Raw genomic sequence first — 17,297 nt, 5'->3', positions numbered from 1 at the left:
GCGGATACCGTGGCAGCGGGATCAGGGACGCCTGCTCGCGGGTGTCGACCGCGGTCGACACCGGACGGTCAGGTCGCCCAGCGGCGTTCGATGGTGACCAGGGTGCCGGTGGGCGACGGCAGGACGCGCACGTTGCCGAACGCGTTCATCAGGACCGCACCGCGTCCCCGATCGCGGGCCGGCGGGCGGGCCCGCCAGGTACCGAAGTCCTGGACCTCGATCCGGATCAGCCCCGCCTGGACCCGCAGGCGGACCTCGACGTGCGGGCGGGTGGGCTCCTGCGCGTGTTCGACCGCGTTGTTCACCGCCTCGGAGGTGGCGATCTGCAGGTCGTAGAGAAGATCGTGATCGATCTTGTCCTCGGGCAGCACCGCACGCAGGTCGTTGCGGACCGCCGCGGCGGCGCCCAGCGTCAGCGGGTAGGTCCAGACGACGTCGACCTCCGGGACATCGCTGCCGGGTACGGCGATCGGCGTGACCGCGCCGGGCAGGGGTTCGGCCGCTTCGGGCAGGGGTTCGGCCGCTTCGGGCCCGGCCGACATCGGGCTCCGCCCCGTTCGCGTCACGGTATCGCCCGCCGTGGGCACGGTATCGGCCGGTGCGGGCACGCTGTCGACCGCCGTGGGCACGGTATCGGCCGGTGCGGGCGCGGCATCGGCCGCCATGAGCGGCGCGTTCGACGAGGGCGTCCCGCCGGTGGTCCGGGGCCGGGCGGTGGACCGGATGCGGGCCAGGCGCAGGCTGTTGCGGAGCCGGGCGATCAGGTCCGCGGCGGCGAACGGTTTGGCGATGTAGTCGTCCGCTCCCGCGTCGAAGCCTTCCACGCCGGACTCTCCGCCGGCCCGCGCCGACAGCATCACGATCGGCAGGCCTTCGGTGACCTCCTCCCGGCGCAGCGCCCTGACCAGGGAGAATCCGTCGGAGCGGGGCATCATCACGTCGGTGATCAACAGGTCGGGCGGGTCGGCCAGGATCGCTCGCAGCGCGGCCTCGCCGTCGCCGGCGGTCTGGACCACCCATCCCTGCGCGGTCAGCAGGCGGGCCAGGTAGGCGCGCATGTCGGCGTTGTCGTCCGCGATCATGATCCGCGCGGCGGGTTCCCCTGGTCCGCTCGCATCCCGGCCGGCCGGTGCGCTCGGTGCCGCGGGCACCTCAGGCGCGGCCGGACCGCCGGGGGATCGGACGGCCGGATCGCCGGGCCCGGCAGGGTCCGCAGGCCGGGCTGTGTCCGCAGGCCGGGCAGCGTCCGCAGACCCGGCAGCGTCCGCAGACCGGACAGCGTCCGCGGGCCGGGCGGCCTCCGCGGGCATGGTGCTGTGTGCCTCGAGCCAGCCGGTGGCCTCGCGGGCCGCGGCCCGCGCCGCCACCAGAGCGCTCGGAGCCACCGTGCGCGACCGATCCGACGCGTCGACCGCTGCCCACGGGAGTGTCGCGGTGAAGGTGGTGCCCTCGCCGGGGGTGCTGTCCACGGTCACGTCCCCGCCCTGGAGCCGGGTCAGTTCCCGGACCAGTGCCAGGCCGATCCCGGTGCCCTCGTGGCTGCGCGAGCGTGCCCCGCGTACCCGGTGGAAGCGGTCGAACAGGTGCGGGAGTTCGGCCGGGTCGACGCCGATGCCGGTGTCGGCGACCGAGAGACGGACCGCGTCGGCGTCGGCGCGCAGCGTCACCCGGATCTCGCCGACGAAGGTGAACTTGAGGGCGTTGGAGAGCAGGTTGGTGACGATCCGTTCCCAGTGCTCCGGGTCGACCGCCACCGGCCGGGGCAGCGGCGGGCAGTCGACCACCAGTCGCAGTCCGGCGCGCTCGACCGCGGCGCGGAAGACGGCGGACAGGTCGCGCGTGTACGCGGACAGGTCCACCACGGTCGCGGTCGCGGTCGCGCGGCCGGCCTCGACGCTTGCGAAGGTGAGCAGATCGTTGACCAGGCCGAGCAGCCGGCCGGCGTTGCGCCAGGCCAGTTCGACGCGCTCGCGCTGGGCCGGGCCGAGCGGCGCGCTCTCGTCGGCGAGCGCGTCGGCCAGCGGGCCGAGCATCAGGGTCAGCGGAGTCCGGAACTCGTGGCTGACGTTGGTGAAGAAGTCAGTCTTGGCCCGGTCGAGCTCGGCCAGCGCCGCCGCCCGGGCCCGCTCCTCCTGGTAGGCGCGCGCGGTGCGGACCGCGACCGCGACCTGCTGACCGAGCAGCGCGAAGAACGACCGGTAGGTGGCGTCCAGGGCGCGGCTGGGACTGACCCCCGCCAGCAGCACGCCGATCGGATCTCCGGTCCCGCCCGACGGCAGCGGCTGCGCCAGCGTGAGCCGGACCGGATCGCCCCACGGCCCGGCCCGTACGGAGATCCGATCGTCGGCCTCGGTCACCTCGGCCGTGCCGGTCGCGGCTGCCGCCCGTACCCCCCAATGATCTTGATCGTGGATCTCGGCCGGCAGCGACGCGGCGGCCGGGCCGGTGGTCGCGACCCGGCGCAGGACCGCGCCGTCGCGCAGGTAGACGGCCGCGAACGGCACGTCGAGCGGGTGCGCGCCGATCACCTCGCACAGGCGGGCGCAGGTCTGGCCGACGTCGTCCGGTGCGGCGCCGGCCGGCAGCGAGACCTCGCGCAGCAGCCGCAGCCGGCGCTCGCCGACGATCTGTTCGGTGACCTCGCTGCACACGGTCAGGACGCCGACCGTGACGCCGTCGTCGTCGCGGGCCGGGGCGTGCGAGACGCTGAAGTACGCCTCCTCGCGGTAGCCGGACCGGTTGAGCAGCAGTTGCAACGCCGGCACCCAGCTGGCGACGCCGGTCGCCATCGCCTCGCTGATCAGCGGTGCGAGCACGTCCCAGCCCTCGGCGAGGGTGATCCGCACGTCCAGGCCGAGCGCGGCCGGGTGCCGGTCGCCGATCAGCGCGGAGTAGGCGTCGTTGTAGAGCTGGGTGAGATCCGGGCCCCAGAGCAACAGCATCGGGTACCGGGAGGAGAGCACGATCCGCACGGCCGCCCGCAGGCTCTGCGGCCAGCCGGTCACCGGACCGAGGCCGGTACGCGCCCAGTCCAGGCTCGTCATCAGCCGTCCGGTCTCACCGCCCGAGGCGAAGAGATCGTCCGTCACCGAGCACCCCCTGTTCACCGCCGGTGTTGTCATACCCGGCCGAACGACTTTCGCACATCTGGCGGCCGATGCGACGGCGAGGCTGTCCGGAGAGGCACACAGCCCGGCGGGAACGCCTCTCGCGAGGCGTCACGCGGTCATCGCCGCTCAGCGCTCTCGTCGGGGCGCGCTTCCGGTGAGTGTCTCCGCCGGACTGGCCACCCGGAGGCGTGTCACTATCCTCGCGGATATTGGCATTACCGCCACTGGAGGGTACGGATCGTGCGCGCGACGCTGAGAGAGAACCGCCCGTCACGCACCCGAACCACGATGAGGAACACCGCTATGACCGCTTCGATGAAGGCCGTCGTGCTCACCCGTTTCGGCGGGGCCGATGCATTCGCGCTGCGCGACGTCTCCGTACCACGCGTCGAACCCCGGCAGGTACGGGTACGCGTCCATGCGACCGCCGTCAACCCGCTCGACTATCAGATCCGTCGCGGGGACTACGCGGACGACGTGCCACTCCCGGCGATCATCGGGCACGACATCTCCGGCGTGATCGAGGAGGTCGGATCCCACGTGACCGAGTTCCGCGCCGGCGACGCGGTGTACTACACGCCCCGAATCTTCGGCGGCCCCGGCTCCTACGCCGAGCAGCACGTCGCCGACGTCGACCTCGTCGGCCGGAAGCCGGAGAACCTCAGTCACCTGGAGGCGGCGAGCCTGACTCTCGTCGGCGGAACGGTCTGGGAGGCCCTGGTGACGCGCGCTGCGCTCACCGTGGGAGAGACGATCCTCATCCATGGCGGCGCGGGCGGTGTCGGCACGATCGCGATCCAGATCGCGAGGGTGATCGGCGCCCGAGTGATCACCACCGCGAAAGCCGGCGATCATGAGTTCGTGCGCTCTCTCGGAGCGGATGCGGCGATCGACTTCACGTCGACGGACTACGTCGATGCCGTGGCCGAGATGACGCGAGGCACGGGGGTCGATGTCGTCCTCGACACGATCGGTGGCGACACCCTCACCCGAAGCCCGTTGGCGCTCGCCGACCTCGGACGCGTGGTCAGCATCGTCGACATCGCGCAGCCACAGAACCTCATCGAGGCGTGGGGCCGGAACGCCGCCTACCACTTCGTCTTCACGCGGCAGAACCGGGGGAAGCTGGACGCGCTCACCACGCTGGTCGAGCGCGGTCTCGTGAAGCCGGTCATCGGCGCGACCCTTCCGCTCGCGCGCATGGGCGAGGCTCATGAACTCCTGGAGAACAGGCGGTCGTACGCGCTCCGCGGCAAGGTCGCGATCGATGTGGCGGGCGAGACCGTCGCGCTTCCCGCTCGCATCTCGTAGCGGAGCCCGGTCAGCTCCGCCCGGAGAAGGTGGCGCGGTACTCCGAGGGGGACACGTCCAGAAGCCGGCGGAAATGCAGCCGGAGGTTCGATCCGGTTCCCAGGCCGACCTGGTCCGCGATGTGGTCGACCGACAGCCTCGTGCTCTCCAGGAGTTCGCGGGCGGTGTCGACCCGCACCCGGAGGATCCACTGCAGCGGGGTGCTGCCGGTCTCCTCGGCGAACCGGCGCAGGAACGTGCGGGGCGACATCCGCGCGTGTGCGGCGAGTTCGGCGATCGTGAGCTGCTGGCCGAGCCGCGTCATGGCCCATTCGCGCGTCGCGGCGAGGGTTTCGCCACGGGCTGCCGAGCCGGTCCTCGGCAGATACTGGGCCTGGCCACCGGCCCGGTAGGGCGCGGTGACGAGTCCCCGTGCGATCTCGTTCGCCGCGCTCACGCCGAGGTCGCGCCGCACGATGTGCAGGCACAGGTCGAGGCCGGCGGCGGCCCCCGCCGAGGTGAGGATGGATCCCTCGTCGACGAAGAGAACGTTCGGCTCGATCGTGATCCGCGGATGCCGCTCCGCGAGCTTCTCCGCCGCGTCCCAGTGCGTCGTCGCCCGCAGGCCGTCGAGCAGGCCGGCATCCGCGAGGGCGAATGCGCCGTAGCAGATCGACGCGATGCGTGCCCCGCGGGAGACGGCGCTCCGCAGCGCTTCGCGCACCTCCACCGGTATCGGCCGGCCCGCCGGGGCGTACCCCGGGATGACGATCGTGTCCGCGTCGGCCAGGGCGTCCAGGCCCCGCGGGACCGTGTAGCCGAAGTCCCCGTGGGCCGGCACCGTTCCGGCGGTGACCCCGCAGGTGGACACCTCGTAGGGAAAACCCGTCTCCGGATGGAACACCTCCGCCGGGATCCCCACGTCCAGCGGGAGCGCCCCGTCGAGGACGAGCACCACCACCTGATGCGATCGCTGCACCACCCGGCTCCGATCCGGTCGACGCGTGCCGGCCGCGTCATCATCCTCGCACGTGTGCGACGTGCGGCCAGGCGGCGACCGGGCCTCGCCGCGGCCCCGTCTCAGCCGTCGACACAGGCTCTAATCCCACCAGAAGCGCCAGATCGTGGTGCCGGGCAGCGTGGCGGCGTAGGCCGGGAACGAGGTCTCGGCCGTGATGTCCGGGCAGAAGGCCAGGTGTTCGGCGGCGACCCGGCGGGCCTGTTCGGCGTCGCCGGCGGGGACCGGGCGGGCAACGGTGACCGCGAGCCAGTCGTGGCCGAGCGCACACAGCCGCACGCCGAACGGCCGATCGGACCTCCATCCGATCTGCCACGCCGACCCGGCCCGGCGCGGATCAGAAGTCCATCGCGTCGAGGGACTTCTTCATCTCGGCCATGTCGTCCGGACCGGCGATCTCGCCGTCCCCCGGGCGCTGCGGGGCGCGGGCCGTGCCGTACTCGCTCAGCAGCAGGCTCATCTCGTCCGGCCCGTATCTCGGCAGCTCAGGCAGGTCGAACGTGAATATCTTCAGCCGCCCCCGCACGTCGGTCTCCGCGTGGAACGGCAGCGACCGCGCCCGGTCGCCGAGCGCACGCAGATACGGCTCGTCCGGGATGAGTTCCATCTCGCCGGCCGTCACCCGAGTCAGGTCGAACGTGCCGGCATAGCGCGACGAACCGGTGCGCGTGACTGTGCGGACACTGCCGACCAGGCTCCGCGCGCCGGTGATGTCGTCACCGGGCCGTGCGAACGGCATCCCGCCCAGGCGATCGGTGCCGGGCAGCGGCGTCGCCCACAGCTCGCCGTCCAGCGTGTCCGGCACCTCACCGGTCATCTGCGGCCACCGGGAGAAATCCATGCGCAGCCAGATCTCATCGCCGATCCGCCGGTACTCGACCTCGGAGCCACCCTCGCCGGAGACGAACGCACCGAGCTCGATCGCGTCGCTCGGCGCATGCACGATCCCGGTCCGCAACCCGTAATAGTACGAATCGTGCCGGAACTCGTAATTCCCGTCGTCCAGCGCCGCGACGGACGCGATCAGCTCAGCCCGCGCGTCCACCGCCTTCGTCACGGAGGGCGACGGGCCGGCGGAGGCCTCCGGCGCGCATCCGGACAACAGAACAACGGCCACAACACCCAAAGCAGCGAGGGTACGGTGCAATCCGGTCATTCGTTCCAGCCCCTGATCAGCAATTTCGCGTTGGCGGAGGCTACACCCTCGCCAACGCCCCGCCCGCACCGGCGGCAGCTCCCGGGAATGCGACCGGAACGGCGACGAGCTGACCGACAGTGACGAATCGGCCGATGCTCCGGATCTCCGCTGCCGATCCGGAGCGTCGATGCGGGCGTCCCTGAACTCGGGTCATGACGGCTCGCGCGAGCCTCAATAGCGTGGCCGAAGCCGCTGTCGACGGATCGCGGCACACCGAGCCCAGCACCGCAGGGAAAGGCACCAACCATGATCCGTACCCGCACCGCGCTCATCGTGGCCCTGCTCACCACCACCCTGTCGGCCGTGGCCGCACCGGCCCAGGCCGCAGCCGCTCCGGCAGCCGACATGACCGTTCTCGAGGCCGACTGCCCGCGCGGCCCGGAAAGCTACACCGTCGGCCCGGGCAGCACCGGCACCGCCGTAAGGGAGGTGCAGTGCCTGCTGAACTGGGCGCTCTCCGGCGCGGCCAGTCCGTCCATCTCGATCGACGGCATCTACGGAAACAAGACCACGACGGCGGTACGCACATTCCAGCAATGCGCGAACAACCGCGGCCTCGGCCTCACCGTCGACGGCTGGGTCGGCCCGGCCACACTCCCTCACCTGCGCTGGTGGGCGCAGTTCTCCTACGACACCTTCGGCGGGCAACGCATCTGCTGACCACGCGCGCCCACCGGCAGTCTCGTCTCGGCGTCGACGCCGAGACCGATGTGATCCGCGCGGTGGCGAACGCGAAGTTCTGTCCCCCGAGCGCCGTGGCCGCACGCTCGATGTCGTCGACCCAACCCTCACAATCCAGATCCCCCGAGGGTACGGACACCAGCGGCGCACCCGTACGCGCGGCGAGAGCCATGGTGAACCTCGCGCGCGTGTCGTCATCGCAGCGGGCGAGCGCCACATCGAGCACTTCCTGCGAGATGCCGCGCGGGTGGGTGTGCGCGCCGAGCCGTTCCCACTTCGAGACGGTACGCACGGCGACGCCGAGATAGGCGGCGTAGGCGCACGCTCATCCGCAACGCGTACCGCAGCGCCTGCGCGTGGGCTCCGGTCCAGCGGTCCACCGCGATCATCGTGGCCAGCCCTCTCATCCGACCACACCCACACGAACGAGAGGCCGCACTCAACGCGCTGCTTCCCACCGGGAGAGTCCCGCGGCTGCGTTGGGCGATCGCATCAGACGGCTGGCTGCTGCACGGATACGACCGTGTCCCCGGGCAGCACGCCAACCTCAGCCCCGGCTCCCCCGACATCCCCTCGGTCCTCGCAGCCCTCGACGAACTCACCCACACCCTCACACCGGCTCCGGCCGAAGCGCTCGCCTTCTCACGTCGATGGGCCGACCGCATCCCACCGGAAGCGGTCGCCGGCAACACCCTGATCCACACTGACCTGACCCCGCGAAACGTCCTCATCGACCACGATCACGCCTGGATCGTCGACTGGACCGAACCTTGCACCGGCGCCGCCTGGATCCCCTACGCGTTCCTCACCATCAGACTCATCCATGCAGGCCACACCCCGAAAGCGGCGGAACACGCCGTCCAGCGAGCCGACGCCTGGCAACGCGCCGCACCGGCCGCACTGACCCTCTTCGCCGCGGCGGCAGCCGACCTCTGGCACGGCTGGCACCGCACGATCGGCGCCAGCCACCACCTCCCACTCGCACGAGCAGCCGAGTTCTGGTCAAGGCATCGAACCGGTTCCGTCTAACGAGGCCGGACACGCGAACCACTGCTATACAGATACGTTCCCGCGCTGCGACCGCGGCATTGTGGTGGCGTTCCGCACCCGACGCTCTCCTCGCGGGCCCTTCCATCACCGAACGCATCCTGCCGCCGCCGCGTTCTTCAACCGTCACCCAGACGTGCCGGCCGCTACGAGCTTGGCCGGGAATCCACTACCGTCCTGCCGATGAGCACCTGGTATGAGCCAGACGTGTTCTATGCCCAGCTGGCCACGTTCCACGTCACGACCGCGGCGTTGATCACCGAGCCCGGTACGGGCAGGATCCTGCTCGTCAAGCCCGTCTACAAGGAAGCGTGGGCGTGGCCCGGCCCGAACGGCGATCTATCGGGATGCGGCAGCAGACCCGCTCACGAGCTGCGGCCATACATTCCCGAGCCCGCCCCACCCTGATGTTCGCCCGAACTGCTGCGAGCGAAGTGCGGGAACGATCACCGCTCCGCTGGGGAGCCGGGAAGGTAGACGGTCGAGTTGTTCCGGCGCGCGTGCAGCGCCGCCGTGACGCGGTAGCGTTCCATGGCAGGCAGCCGATCGGCGGCTTCGTCCGCGGTGAAGAACGCCCACACGCTGAGCTCGCTCTCCTGCAGGTGAATCGTCGTGTCCGGCGGTAGCTCGCCGCAGTCGAAGAGCATGCTGATCAACGCGCGCCGGCGGTGTGCGGTGGGAGGTGCGAAGTCGACCAGGAGCAGCCGGCCGGGAGCGATCGTGAGTCCGAGCGCTTCGGTGAGCTCACGGGCGCATCCGTCATGCGGGTACTCGCCGGCGTCGAGGTAGCCGCCGGGCCACGTCCACGCGTCCTTGTAGGCGGGCTTGACGAGCAGGACCCTGCCGGTGCCGGGCTCGGTGATCAGCGCCGCGGTCATCGCGTGGAAGGTCGCCAGTTGCGCGTAGAACACGTCCGGCTCGGACCAAGTGCTCATCGGCAGGACGGTAGCCGATCCGCCGCGGATCATGGAGCAGCGAGTCCGTCGATCCAATTGCTGTCACTCCGGAGTGAGCGCCCAGAGCAGGCCCGCGCCGTGCTGTGGACGCTGGTCGGCGAGAAGGTTCCGGAACGCGGCCAGGTCAGATTGCCCGAGCGCTTCGGCCAGGCGCCGGTAGGTCACGAAGTCGACGCGCCTGCTGAGGGCGGCTTCCTCCCAAATCGACAGCGCGTGGAGTAGGTCGCTGGAGGGCACCGTCCGCGCCAACCGCAGAGCGCTTCGACCGGGGAGGGCCTCTCATCTCCCTCAAAGGTGACAGTTACCGGCTACGCAACCGCGGCGACCTGGGCCGTGTCCCCGCCGCCAAACACGACACCTGACCCGGCGGCTCACATCAGAACGGGTGCACCGCGGCGGTCAACACCACCGGCACCCCGTTGCTGCGCCGGACCGCCCGCAACCGGGTCACACCGTCATCACCGAGCACCGGCACCGGATCACATCCCTCCGACGCCGGCAACGCATCCGCCCACGCCGCGAACACCTGCCGAACCCGGCCCTGATCCACCTCGCACAGCTCCGCATGACCAATCAACGCCCGCGGCGTGACCGTCCAGGCCAGCACCGGCAACCCACGATGCGCGTCCAGCACCCGGACCAACTCACCCGCCGACCACCGCAGCAACCGCCGCTGCACCGCCTCATCGACCACCACCGACACACCACCCTCCTGACCAGCACCAACACCGCCGGTCAAGACCAACACCCACCCACCACCACCAGCAAGCCGCGACCACACAGGGGGGCAGTTCTCAACCGTCGAAAAGGGGTCAGTTTTCGGGCGTCCTTGACAGTGGACGAACTCTGCCTCTCTTCCCCGCGCACGCTGGGGTGGTCCCCAGGCGGGCGGGCTGAAGCGGAGGGTGGGGCCCTCTTCCCCGCGCACGCGGGGGTGGTCCCTCGCGCTGATGCGCCCCGTCAGCGACCTGACGCCCGTACAGACAGAGGGTTCAGCTCTTCCTTGATCGCCTGTAGTCCCCAGCGGAGGATGGGCCACATGCTGGTGATGCGATCGGCGTATTTCCAGATCGGGCCGTCAGGGTGTCTGAAGGGAAGGACGACGATGGAAACCTTCTGGAACGGGGCCGGGTCGAGGTATCGCATGCCGCCGGTGCCGCACAGGTAGGTCGTCGCGCCGACCTGCGCGGCGAGGTCGGCGAGTCGCTGCGATCGACCGCTGCGGGCGGGAAGCTGGCAGCTGCGGATCACGGTGCCGTTCCATCCGAGCAGGCGCAGCATGTCGAGGGTGGAAGCTTCGGTGATCTCGGTGAGCAGGTCGGTGCTGTCGAACAGCGAGTCGAGACCATTGATCAAATGCTGCATGACGTCCCACGCTGGGCTCGTCCGGTAGTAGTCGTGCGTCATCTGCCGGAGCCTGCGCCGGCAGCGCCCCGGATCGGCCAGCCGCGCGTGGCGGATCACGGTGGCGCGGCCGATCGGCAGGGTAGTGGCGAGTGACAGCCACTGCTGCCGGCCGGGGTCGTGTAGTCGGGCGAGTCGGGTGCGGTGCTGGTAGTCGCGGCGGTTGAATTGCACGTCGTCGAGCACGATCCAGCAGTCAGCGGCGTAGATCTTGGCGAGTGTGGTCAGCCGCGGCAGCAGGTTGGGCTGGTGTATCGCGCAGATCCCGGGCGGCTCGGCTGGTTCAGGTGGTGAGGAGGCGGGTGGTGAAGCCGGCGTGGACCAGACGTTGGTAAGCGGCGTGGACATCGTCGGGGACCTCCTGCGGTTCGGCGTAACCGTGCCCGGGGTAGACGATGATGCGCTGGAGGTCTCCGACCAGCATGTCGGTGACCATGCGCTCGTCGCCGATCTCGGTGACGTAGTCGGCGAACGCGAGCGGCTGGGAGGCGCAGACGATGTCGACCTCGGGCCAGAGCTTGCGGCAGGTGGCGTAAGCGCGGCGCTGCATGTAGGGCATCGCGACGAGCATCACCGACCGCACGGTGATGTCGTGCTCCTGCAGCAGTTGGCGGGCGAAGGTGATGTTCTGGCCGGTGTTCGTGGCGTGCGGCTCGACCAGAATCACTCGGTCGGGGACGCCGAGGGCGATTGCGTGTTCCTGGAAGTGGACGGCTTCGCCGCGGGGGAACTGGTCCGCGCGGATCGGGTTCACGGCGCCGGTGAACAGCATCCGGGGGAACCAGCCCTCGTGCCAGAGTTTCGCGGTGTAGGCGGGGACGCCGAGGTCGTGGCTGCCCAGGCCGATCGCGATGTCGCAGTGGCGCAGCGGGTGTCCGAGCTGGTGGTAGTGCCAGATCGTGAGGGCGTCGGCGCGCTGGGCGTCGGTGAGTCGGGTTGCCCTGTCCGTCACTGTGGATCTCCCGGGTCGGTCGCCTGCTGAAGGCGGGCGATGCTGCGCAGCTGGTGGCTCATACCGTACGCAGCGGCGACCTTCTCGGCGCGGGCGAGCAGCCGGTGTCCCTCGTCGGCGGTGGCCGGGTCGGTGAGCAGGACGTGGCCGTGCGCGGTGTCGAGCCGGACCCGCTGCAGCGGCGCGGCCAGGATCGCGGTGTCGCGGGCGATGCTGAGGTGGCGCAGCGCTGCGGTGAGATCCCCGGCGCCCCGCGCGGCGAGAGCGAGCTTCTGCTGTGTCACGGACCAGTCGTCGGCCTCACCGAGCCGGTCGAACTCGCGCGCCGCGGCGCCCATGACCCGCATGGAGTAGACATGATCACCGTTCTTGCTCAGCGACGTGCCGACCCACAGCAGCGCGCGGGCACGGTCGCGATCGGTGAGCCGCTCATCGCCGGCGAGGTGCTCGTAGCGGCGCGCGGCGGTGTCGAGCAGCCCGCTCATCTCCATGGTCACGGTGAGCGCGAGATCGAGCTGGGCGACGCGGCGGGCGAGACCGAGCTGCGCGTAGATCGATCTGGCGATCGTGTAGGTATGTGCGGCTGACAACGGGCCGCTTACCAGGCCCTGATCACGACGGAGGTCGCCGAGCAACGTCGTGCTGCGTGCATACAGGTAGAGGCCACGCTCGTCGAGCCGGTGCGGATCCGAAAGAGCTATCCAGCGCTGCAGCAGCGCGGCGGCGAACGCGAAGTTCTGTCCACCGAGCGCCGTGGCCGCACGCTCGATGTCGTCGACCCACCCTTCATGATCCAGATCCCCGGAGGGTACGGGTATCAGCGGCGCACCCGTGCGTGCGGCGAGAGCGACGGCGAACCGCGCCCGCGTGTCGTCATCACAGCGGGCGAGCGCCACATCGAGGACCTCCTGCGAGACGCCCCGCGGATAGGTGTTCGCGCCGAACCGCTCCCACTTTGAGACGGTGCGCACGGCTACGCCGAGATAGGCGGCATAGGCGCGCACGCTCATCCGCAGTGCGAATCGCAGCGCCTGCGCGTGGGCGCCGGTCCAGCGGTCCACCGCGACCATCGTTGCCCCCTTCTCCGAACCGCTCTCATCGGATCACGCATCGACGGGTGCGGCATCGAAGGTGCCACGGAGGTGCTACATCGGTCCGTTCCCGCCTGGGGCCGGCCGCCGGATGCTGAGAGCAACCACATCGGAAAACGGAGGACACCGTGAAATCGACGACCGCACGCAACGACCACCGCACCGCCCCCGAGCCGTCCGCCACCGTCGGCGCCGGCTGCTGGCCGGAGGAGGCACCCGCCCCGGCCGCGCGCCCCGGCAGCAGTCTGATCGACCCGGCGCTGTTCGCGATGCTCACGACGCGGATCGCGGCGGACCATCCCGACCTCAGCGACGACATGCCGGCCAGGATCCTCGACCAGGCCCTCGCGTTCCTCGGCGCCTGCGCCGTGACGACCACCCCGATCGGCCCATCCGACCTCGTCGACATCGGCTGGCACACCCTCATCCTCCACACCGAGATCTACACCGACCTCTGCAACCGCATCGCCGGCCGCTTTATCCACCACATCCCCGACGACCCGGCCGACACCGGCACCAGCGCGCCGCTCACCACGACGACCGCCGCGATCGCCGCTGCCGGGTACCGCATCGATCTGCCGCTGTGGACCAGCAGCGGCACCGCCAAGTGCACCCAATGCCACGCCGGATGCACCGACAGCCCCACCCGCTGACCGGGCGCCGGAGCGGTAGCCCGTAGCAGGCTCCACCGACGCCTAAGCTCGGCGAGACCTGTCCCGCAGGAAGCAGGAGAACGAAGGATGCCCCGCCGCCAGTGGTCCGACCTCACCCCGCACACCCGCGCGATCGTTGCGCGTGAGACCGGGGACATCATCGAGGCGGAAGACCTTGCGGCGGGCTCCGTAACCGACATCGCCACGGTCCTGACCACCGCCCATGGACAGATTTTCGTCAAAGGCGTCGACACACGAACCGCCTCGCCACGCGCTGTTCGTGGCCATTGCCGGGAGGCCACGCTCAACGCAGTGCTCCCCGCCGACAGAGTCCCGCGGCTGTACTGGACGATCGAATCAGACGGCTGGCTTCTGCACGGATACGACCGCGTCCCCGGCCGGCACGCCGACCTCAGACCCGGCTCACCCGACATCACCTCGGTCCTGGTGGCCCTCGACGACCTCACCCACGCTCTGACGCCTGCTCCTGCCGAGGCGCTGGCTTTCTCACGTCGATGGGCCGACCGCATCGCACCGGAAGCGGTCGCCGGCGACACACTGATCCACACCGACCTGACCCCACGCAACCTCTTGGTCCACCGTGAGCACACCTGGTTCGTCGACTGGACCGAACCCTGCACCGGCGCCGCCTGGATCCCGTACGCGTTCCTCATCATCAGACTCATCCGCTCAGGGCACACCCCGGAAGCGGCGGAGCGCGCCGTCGCCCGAGCCGAGGCCTGGCAGCGCGCTTCACCGGCGGCGCTAACCCTCTTCGCGGCGGCTGCAGCCGACCTCTGGCATGGCTGGCACCGCACCATCGGAGCCAGCCATCACCTCCCGCTCGCACGGGCTGCGGACTCGTGGTCGGAGTATCGAGCCGACTCTGGCTGATGGCTCCGCCGCGCTCTGCAGATCGATGACAGCGGCGTCGTGGTTGGGCGCCGAATTGCCAATGCGCCGATTGCTGTGGCGTCCTTGTGCCGGTCACCGACCCGACCCGGCTTCTCACCACCAAAGCGACAGTGCCTCAGAGCCGAACTCAGCCTCCACCTGGCACTCACCCACGACTGACCGTCTCGTAGCGGGCCGGCCGGAGCCAACCTGCTAACCCGGCTGGGTGAGCGTGACCGGACCACAGGGTTCGGTGCCTCACGGAGTCGGAGATCGGTCGATGGCTGCACGCACGCGGATCACTGGCCCAGCGGACGCAAGCGCTCCACCACCTGATACCCGGACTCTGCGGCGGGTGTCGCGGGCCGAGCAGCAGCGGATCACCGGTCGTGGCGGAGGTGTGTCGACCGTCGTGCAGGGCGATCACGGGGACGCCCGCCTCCTTGCAGGCCTTCTCCCACTTCTGGGTGAAGTAGCTCGGGTAGTACAGCAGGCCGTCCTCGCGGCAGAAGACGTAGCCACCGTCGTTGTAGAGCACGCCGAAGTCGGCCTTCTCGATCTCCTGGCGTTCCTGGTGCAGGAGCAGTTCCTTGGCGAGCGCCGGTCCGATCGCGATGGTGCGCTTGCTCTTGCCCTTCGGAGTCTTCTCGATGACGCCGGAGCTGCTGGTGGCGATGCGCTGCCAGTGGATCTGCACGATCCCGCGGTCGAGGTGCACGCGGGGCCACTTGAGCCCGGCTATCTCGCCGCGCCGCAGCCCAAGGACGACTGCCAGCGCCCAGGCCGCACGGAGCCGGCTGTCCGCGTGGTGCCGGAGGAACCGCGCCGCCTCCTCCGGGGTCCAGATGCCCTTGCGGCCCATCTCCTCGCGCTCCGCCGGCCGCGGCTGGCGGACGCCGTCGAGCGCGAACCCGAGGTCCGACAGCGCCTTCCCCAGCACCCGGTGCAGGGTCCGGACGGTAGTCGGCGACAGTGGCTCCCCGCTCTTCTTCCCGCTGGCGAGCAGCCTCTTGTACAACCCGTGCAGCGTGTTCTTGTCGATCGTGTAGATCTGCCGGTCGCCGAGGTACGGGATGACGTAGCTGCGGAACAGGTAGCGGTAGTTGTCGTACGTCTCGACCTCGACGTCGAGCATCCGATCCGACAGCCACTCCTCCAGCTCCGCGGCGAGGGTGCCGTCCGCGTGCCGCTCGACCTTGCCGTAGGTGCTGAGGAACTGCGTTTCGGCGTCGGTCGCGTCGGTCTCGGTGGCGAAGCCGCCCCGCTTGATCTGCCGTCGCTTGCCGTCCTCGCCCTTGGGGACGTCGACGATGAAGAACCAGCGGAAGCCGCCGCCGACCAGGTTGTAGGGGTACACGGGCATCGCAGACCTCGCGGTGAAGACCGGGGATGGGGATGCCGCTAACGCTAGAGGATCCCCGTTACCGCAGCGGTTACCTGAAGATCCGAATACATTGAAAAACCCCGATACAATATCGGGGTTGAGCTGCAAAGATTAAAAGTCGGGACGGCCGGATTTGAACCGACGACCCCCTGACCCCCAGTCAGGTGCGCTACCAAACTGCGCCACGTCCCGCCCGCCGCTGGAATCGCTCCCCGCGGCAGTGGACATAGCCTAGCGCAACCCCCTCCCACCCCACACGCGCCCCCTCCACCCCAGCTATGACCCCAAGGGGATTACCCATGGGTAGCCTTCGCGGGCCACGATGACGACGCCCATCCAACGTCGTCCTTCGATGTAAGGAGTCCGCCGTGGCCCACACGCACCGGCGTCTGGTGGCCGCCGCCGTCCTGGCGACCGCCCTCACCCTGACCGGCCAGACCGTCGCCACTCCGGCGCAGGCCGCCAACCCCTACGAGCGTGGTCCCGCGCCGACCACCGCCAGCATCGAGGCTGCGACCGGGCCGTTCGCGACGGCGCGGGTCACCGTCGCGCGGTCGAGCGTGTCCGGGTTCGGTGGTGGGACGATCTACTATCCGACCAGCACAGCCGAGGGGACCTTCGGCGCGGTGGCGATCTCGCCCGGGTTCACGGCCAGCCAGTCCGCGGTCGCCTGGCTCGGGCCGCGGCTCGCCTCGCAGGGCTTCGTGGTGATCACGATCGACACGCTGTCGACGATCGACCAGCCGGCCGCCCGGGGCACGCAGCTGCTCGCGGCACTCGACTACCTGACCCGTACCAGCACGGTCCGTACCAGGATCGACGCCACCCGGCTCGGCGTCATGGGACATTCGATGGGCGGCGGTGGCAGCCTGTCCGCGTCGGTGGCCCGGCCGGCGCTGCAGGCCGCGATCCCGCTGACCCCCTGGCACGGCACGAAGTCGTGGTCGTCGGACCGCGTACCCACGCTGATCATCGGGGCCGAGAGTGACACGGTCGCGCCGGTGGCGTCACACTCCGAGCCGTTCTACACGAGCCTGCCGTCGACGCTGGACAAGGCGTACCTGGAGCTCAACAACGCCTCGCACTCGGCGCCGACCTCGACGAACGTGACGGTCGCGAAGTACAGCATCTCGTGGCTCAAGCGCTTCGTCGACAATGACACCCGCTACGAGCAGTTCCTGTGCCCGGCCCCGTCCGGCCCGGCGATCCAGGAGTACCGCGACACCTGCCCGCACTCGTAGACGAAAGACAGCGGCGCCTCCCACCAGAAGGTGGGAGGCGCCGCTAGGTCAGATCAGGCGGATGCTGGTCAGAGCGCCCGCCGGCCGCGACGGCCGCCGACACCGGCGACGATCGCGACACCGATCGCGGCGAACGCGACCTGGAAGATGATCTCCCACCAGTCGATGCCACGCGTCTCAGCGAGGCCGCTGAAGCGGGCCAGGGCCGTGCCGAGCAGGGCCGCGACGACGCCGATGACCAGCGTCAGCCACAGGGGGATGTTCTGCTTGCCGGGGACGACGAGGCGCCCCAGCGCACCGATGATGAGACCCACGATCAGCGCGGTGATGATGCCGGTGACGGTCACGTTGCTCTCCTTTGACCATCCAGTGGTCCCG

At 70.1% G+C, this 17,297-nt stretch carries 19 protein-coding genes and 1 tRNA gene; 7 read left to right on the top strand and 13 right to left on the bottom strand.

All coding sequences use genetic code 11. The features are described from left to right. Positions 1–68 precede the first annotated feature (68 nt). A complete protein-coding gene (locus tag J2S43_RS13150) occupies positions 69–3,044 on the bottom strand; it encodes an ATP-binding protein (RefSeq protein WP_442320065.1) in 2,976 nt (991 codons plus the stop codon). 369 nt (positions 3,045–3,413) lie between these two features. Between J2S43_RS13150 and J2S43_RS13145 the strand changes: the two genes are divergently transcribed. Further along, a complete protein-coding gene (locus J2S43_RS13145) occupies positions 3,414–4,421 on the top strand; it encodes a zinc-dependent alcohol dehydrogenase family protein (RefSeq protein WP_306829255.1) in 1,008 nt (335 codons plus the stop codon). Between the two features lie 10 nt (positions 4,422–4,431). On the opposite strand, the gene J2S43_RS13140 is transcribed toward J2S43_RS13145, so the two are convergent. The 3 genes from J2S43_RS13140 to J2S43_RS13130 form a co-directional block, all read right to left on the bottom strand. After that, positions 4,432–5,379, bottom strand: a complete 948-nt coding sequence (locus J2S43_RS13140; RefSeq protein WP_306829254.1) for a GlxA family transcriptional regulator — start codon at positions 5,377–5,379, stop codon at positions 4,432–4,434. 120 nt (positions 5,380–5,499) lie between these two features. Next, positions 5,500–5,697: a DUF4253 domain-containing protein gene (locus J2S43_RS13135; protein ID WP_306829252.1), complete on the bottom strand. Its 198-nt coding sequence runs from the start codon at positions 5,695–5,697 to the stop codon at positions 5,500–5,502. 58 nt (positions 5,698–5,755) lie between these two features. Then, positions 5,756–6,475, bottom strand: a complete 720-nt coding sequence (locus tag J2S43_RS13130; RefSeq protein ID WP_306829251.1) for a hypothetical protein — start codon at positions 6,473–6,475, stop codon at positions 5,756–5,758. A gap of 387 nt (positions 6,476–6,862) precedes the next feature. On the opposite strand from J2S43_RS13130, the gene J2S43_RS13125 reads away from it, so the two are divergent. The 3 genes from J2S43_RS13125 to J2S43_RS13115 all read left to right on the top strand — a co-directional run bounded on the left by J2S43_RS13125 (position 6,863) and on the right by J2S43_RS13115 (position 8,752). Next, positions 6,863–7,276 (top strand): peptidoglycan-binding domain-containing protein, encoded by a 414-nt coding sequence (locus J2S43_RS13125; RefSeq protein ID WP_306829250.1) that lies wholly within the window; start codon positions 6,863–6,865, stop codon positions 7,274–7,276. 411 nt (positions 7,277–7,687) lie between these two features. Further along, on the top strand, positions 7,688–8,326 hold the full coding sequence (locus tag J2S43_RS13120) for a phosphotransferase (protein WP_306829248.1): 639 nt from the start codon (positions 7,688–7,690) through the stop codon (positions 8,324–8,326). A gap of 201 nt (positions 8,327–8,527) precedes the next feature. After that, complete coding sequence (locus J2S43_RS13115; protein ID WP_306829246.1) at positions 8,528–8,752, top strand: NUDIX hydrolase; 225 nt, start codon at positions 8,528–8,530, stop codon at positions 8,750–8,752. Positions 8,753–8,790: 38 nt separating this feature from the next. Here the strand turns inward: J2S43_RS13115 and J2S43_RS13110 are convergent, their stop codons facing one another. From J2S43_RS13110 to J2S43_RS13085, 6 genes are all read right to left on the bottom strand, one after another. After that, a complete protein-coding gene (locus J2S43_RS13110) occupies positions 8,791–9,279 on the bottom strand; it encodes an NUDIX domain-containing protein (RefSeq protein ID WP_306829245.1) in 489 nt (162 codons plus the stop codon). A gap of 63 nt (positions 9,280–9,342) precedes the next feature. Further along, on the bottom strand, positions 9,343–9,465 hold the full coding sequence (locus J2S43_RS13105; protein WP_306829244.1) for a hypothetical protein: 123 nt from the start codon (positions 9,463–9,465) through the stop codon (positions 9,343–9,345). 211 nt (positions 9,466–9,676) lie between these two features. Then, complete coding sequence (locus tag J2S43_RS13100) at positions 9,677–10,003, bottom strand: hypothetical protein (RefSeq protein WP_306829243.1); 327 nt, start codon at positions 10,001–10,003, stop codon at positions 9,677–9,679. A 257-nt stretch (positions 10,004–10,260) separates the two neighbouring features. Then, a complete protein-coding gene (locus J2S43_RS13095; RefSeq protein WP_306829242.1) occupies positions 10,261–11,052 on the bottom strand; it encodes a WbqC family protein in 792 nt (263 codons plus the stop codon). Further along, a complete protein-coding gene (locus tag J2S43_RS13090; RefSeq protein WP_306829240.1) occupies positions 10,988–11,656 on the bottom strand; it encodes a YdcF family protein in 669 nt (222 codons plus the stop codon). The genes J2S43_RS13095 and J2S43_RS13090 overlap by 65 nt, the downstream gene beginning before the upstream one ends. Beyond that, a complete protein-coding gene (locus J2S43_RS13085; RefSeq protein ID WP_306829239.1) occupies positions 11,653–12,726 on the bottom strand; it encodes a helix-turn-helix domain-containing protein in 1,074 nt (357 codons plus the stop codon). The genes J2S43_RS13090 and J2S43_RS13085 overlap by 4 nt, the downstream gene beginning before the upstream one ends. A gap of 149 nt (positions 12,727–12,875) precedes the next feature. Here J2S43_RS13085 and J2S43_RS13080 point away from each other — a divergent pair, with 149 nt between their 5' ends. Continuing rightward, the gene (locus J2S43_RS13080) at positions 12,876–13,400 is read left to right on the top strand and encodes a glycine-rich domain-containing protein (protein ID WP_306829238.1); all 525 of its coding nucleotides are present in this window, start codon (positions 12,876–12,878) and stop codon (positions 13,398–13,400) included. A gap of 87 nt (positions 13,401–13,487) precedes the next feature. Beyond that, positions 13,488–14,294 carry a phosphotransferase gene (locus J2S43_RS13075; RefSeq protein ID WP_306829236.1) on the top strand — a complete coding sequence of 269 codons (807 nt, stop codon included), beginning with the start codon at positions 13,488–13,490 and terminating at the stop codon, positions 14,292–14,294. Positions 14,295–14,460: 166 nt separating this feature from the next. On the opposite strand, the gene J2S43_RS13070 is transcribed toward J2S43_RS13075, so the two are convergent. Both J2S43_RS13070 and J2S43_RS13065 read right to left on the bottom strand, forming a co-directional pair. Then, the gene (locus J2S43_RS13070; RefSeq protein ID WP_306829235.1) at positions 14,461–15,657 is read right to left on the bottom strand and encodes a site-specific integrase; all 1,197 of its coding nucleotides are present in this window, start codon (positions 15,655–15,657) and stop codon (positions 14,461–14,463) included. 139 nt (positions 15,658–15,796) lie between these two features. Then, positions 15,797–15,870 (bottom strand) — tRNA-Pro (locus J2S43_RS13065). Between the two features lie 176 nt (positions 15,871–16,046). Between J2S43_RS13065 and J2S43_RS13060 the strand changes: the two genes are divergently transcribed. Continuing rightward, the gene (locus tag J2S43_RS13060) at positions 16,047–16,919 is read left to right on the top strand and encodes a poly(ethylene terephthalate) hydrolase family protein (protein WP_370881618.1); all 873 of its coding nucleotides are present in this window, start codon (positions 16,047–16,049) and stop codon (positions 16,917–16,919) included. Between the two features lie 68 nt (positions 16,920–16,987). On the opposite strand, the gene J2S43_RS13055 is transcribed toward J2S43_RS13060, so the two are convergent. Next, positions 16,988–17,266, bottom strand: a complete 279-nt coding sequence (locus J2S43_RS13055; RefSeq protein ID WP_306829234.1) for a GlsB/YeaQ/YmgE family stress response membrane protein — start codon at positions 17,264–17,266, stop codon at positions 16,988–16,990. Positions 17,267–17,297 lie beyond the last annotated feature (31 nt).

The sequence above is a fragment of the Catenuloplanes nepalensis genome, from assembly GCF_030811575.1.
Lineage (GTDB): Bacteria > Actinomycetota > Actinomycetes > Mycobacteriales > Micromonosporaceae > Catenuloplanes > Catenuloplanes nepalensis.
This window is presented reverse-complemented; position numbering and strand designations above follow the sequence as displayed.

What these genes read in the sequence shown, in the direction of transcription:
- J2S43_RS13145 (WP_306829255.1), top strand. Translation starts at nt 3,414, where the DNA reads ATGACCGCTTCGATGAAGGCCGTCGTGCTCACCCGTTTCGGCGGGGCC.
- J2S43_RS13125 (WP_306829250.1), top strand. Translation starts at nt 6,863, where the DNA reads ATGATCCGTACCCGCACCGCGCTCATCGTGGCCCTGCTCACCACCACC.
- J2S43_RS13070 (WP_306829235.1), bottom strand. Translation starts at nt 15,657, where the DNA reads ATGCCCGTGTACCCCTACAACCTGGTCGGCGGCGGCTTCCGCTGGTTC.
- J2S43_RS13115 (WP_306829246.1), top strand. Translation starts at nt 8,528, where the DNA reads ATGAGCACCTGGTATGAGCCAGACGTGTTCTATGCCCAGCTGGCCACG.
- J2S43_RS13095 (WP_306829242.1), bottom strand. Translation starts at nt 11,052, where the DNA reads ATGTCCACGCCGCTTACCAACGTCTGGTCCACGCCGGCTTCACCACCC.
- J2S43_RS13150 (WP_442320065.1), bottom strand. Translation starts at nt 3,044, where the DNA reads ATGACGAGCCTGGACTGGGCGCGTACCGGCCTCGGTCCGGTGACCGGC.
- J2S43_RS13075 (WP_306829236.1), top strand. Translation starts at nt 13,488, where the DNA reads ATGCCCCGCCGCCAGTGGTCCGACCTCACCCCGCACACCCGCGCGATC.
- J2S43_RS13085 (WP_306829239.1), bottom strand. Translation starts at nt 12,726, where the DNA reads ATGGTCGCGGTGGACCGCTGGACCGGCGCCCACGCGCAGGCGCTGCGA.
- J2S43_RS13110 (WP_306829245.1), bottom strand. Translation starts at nt 9,279, where the DNA reads ATGAGCACTTGGTCCGAGCCGGACGTGTTCTACGCGCAACTGGCGACC.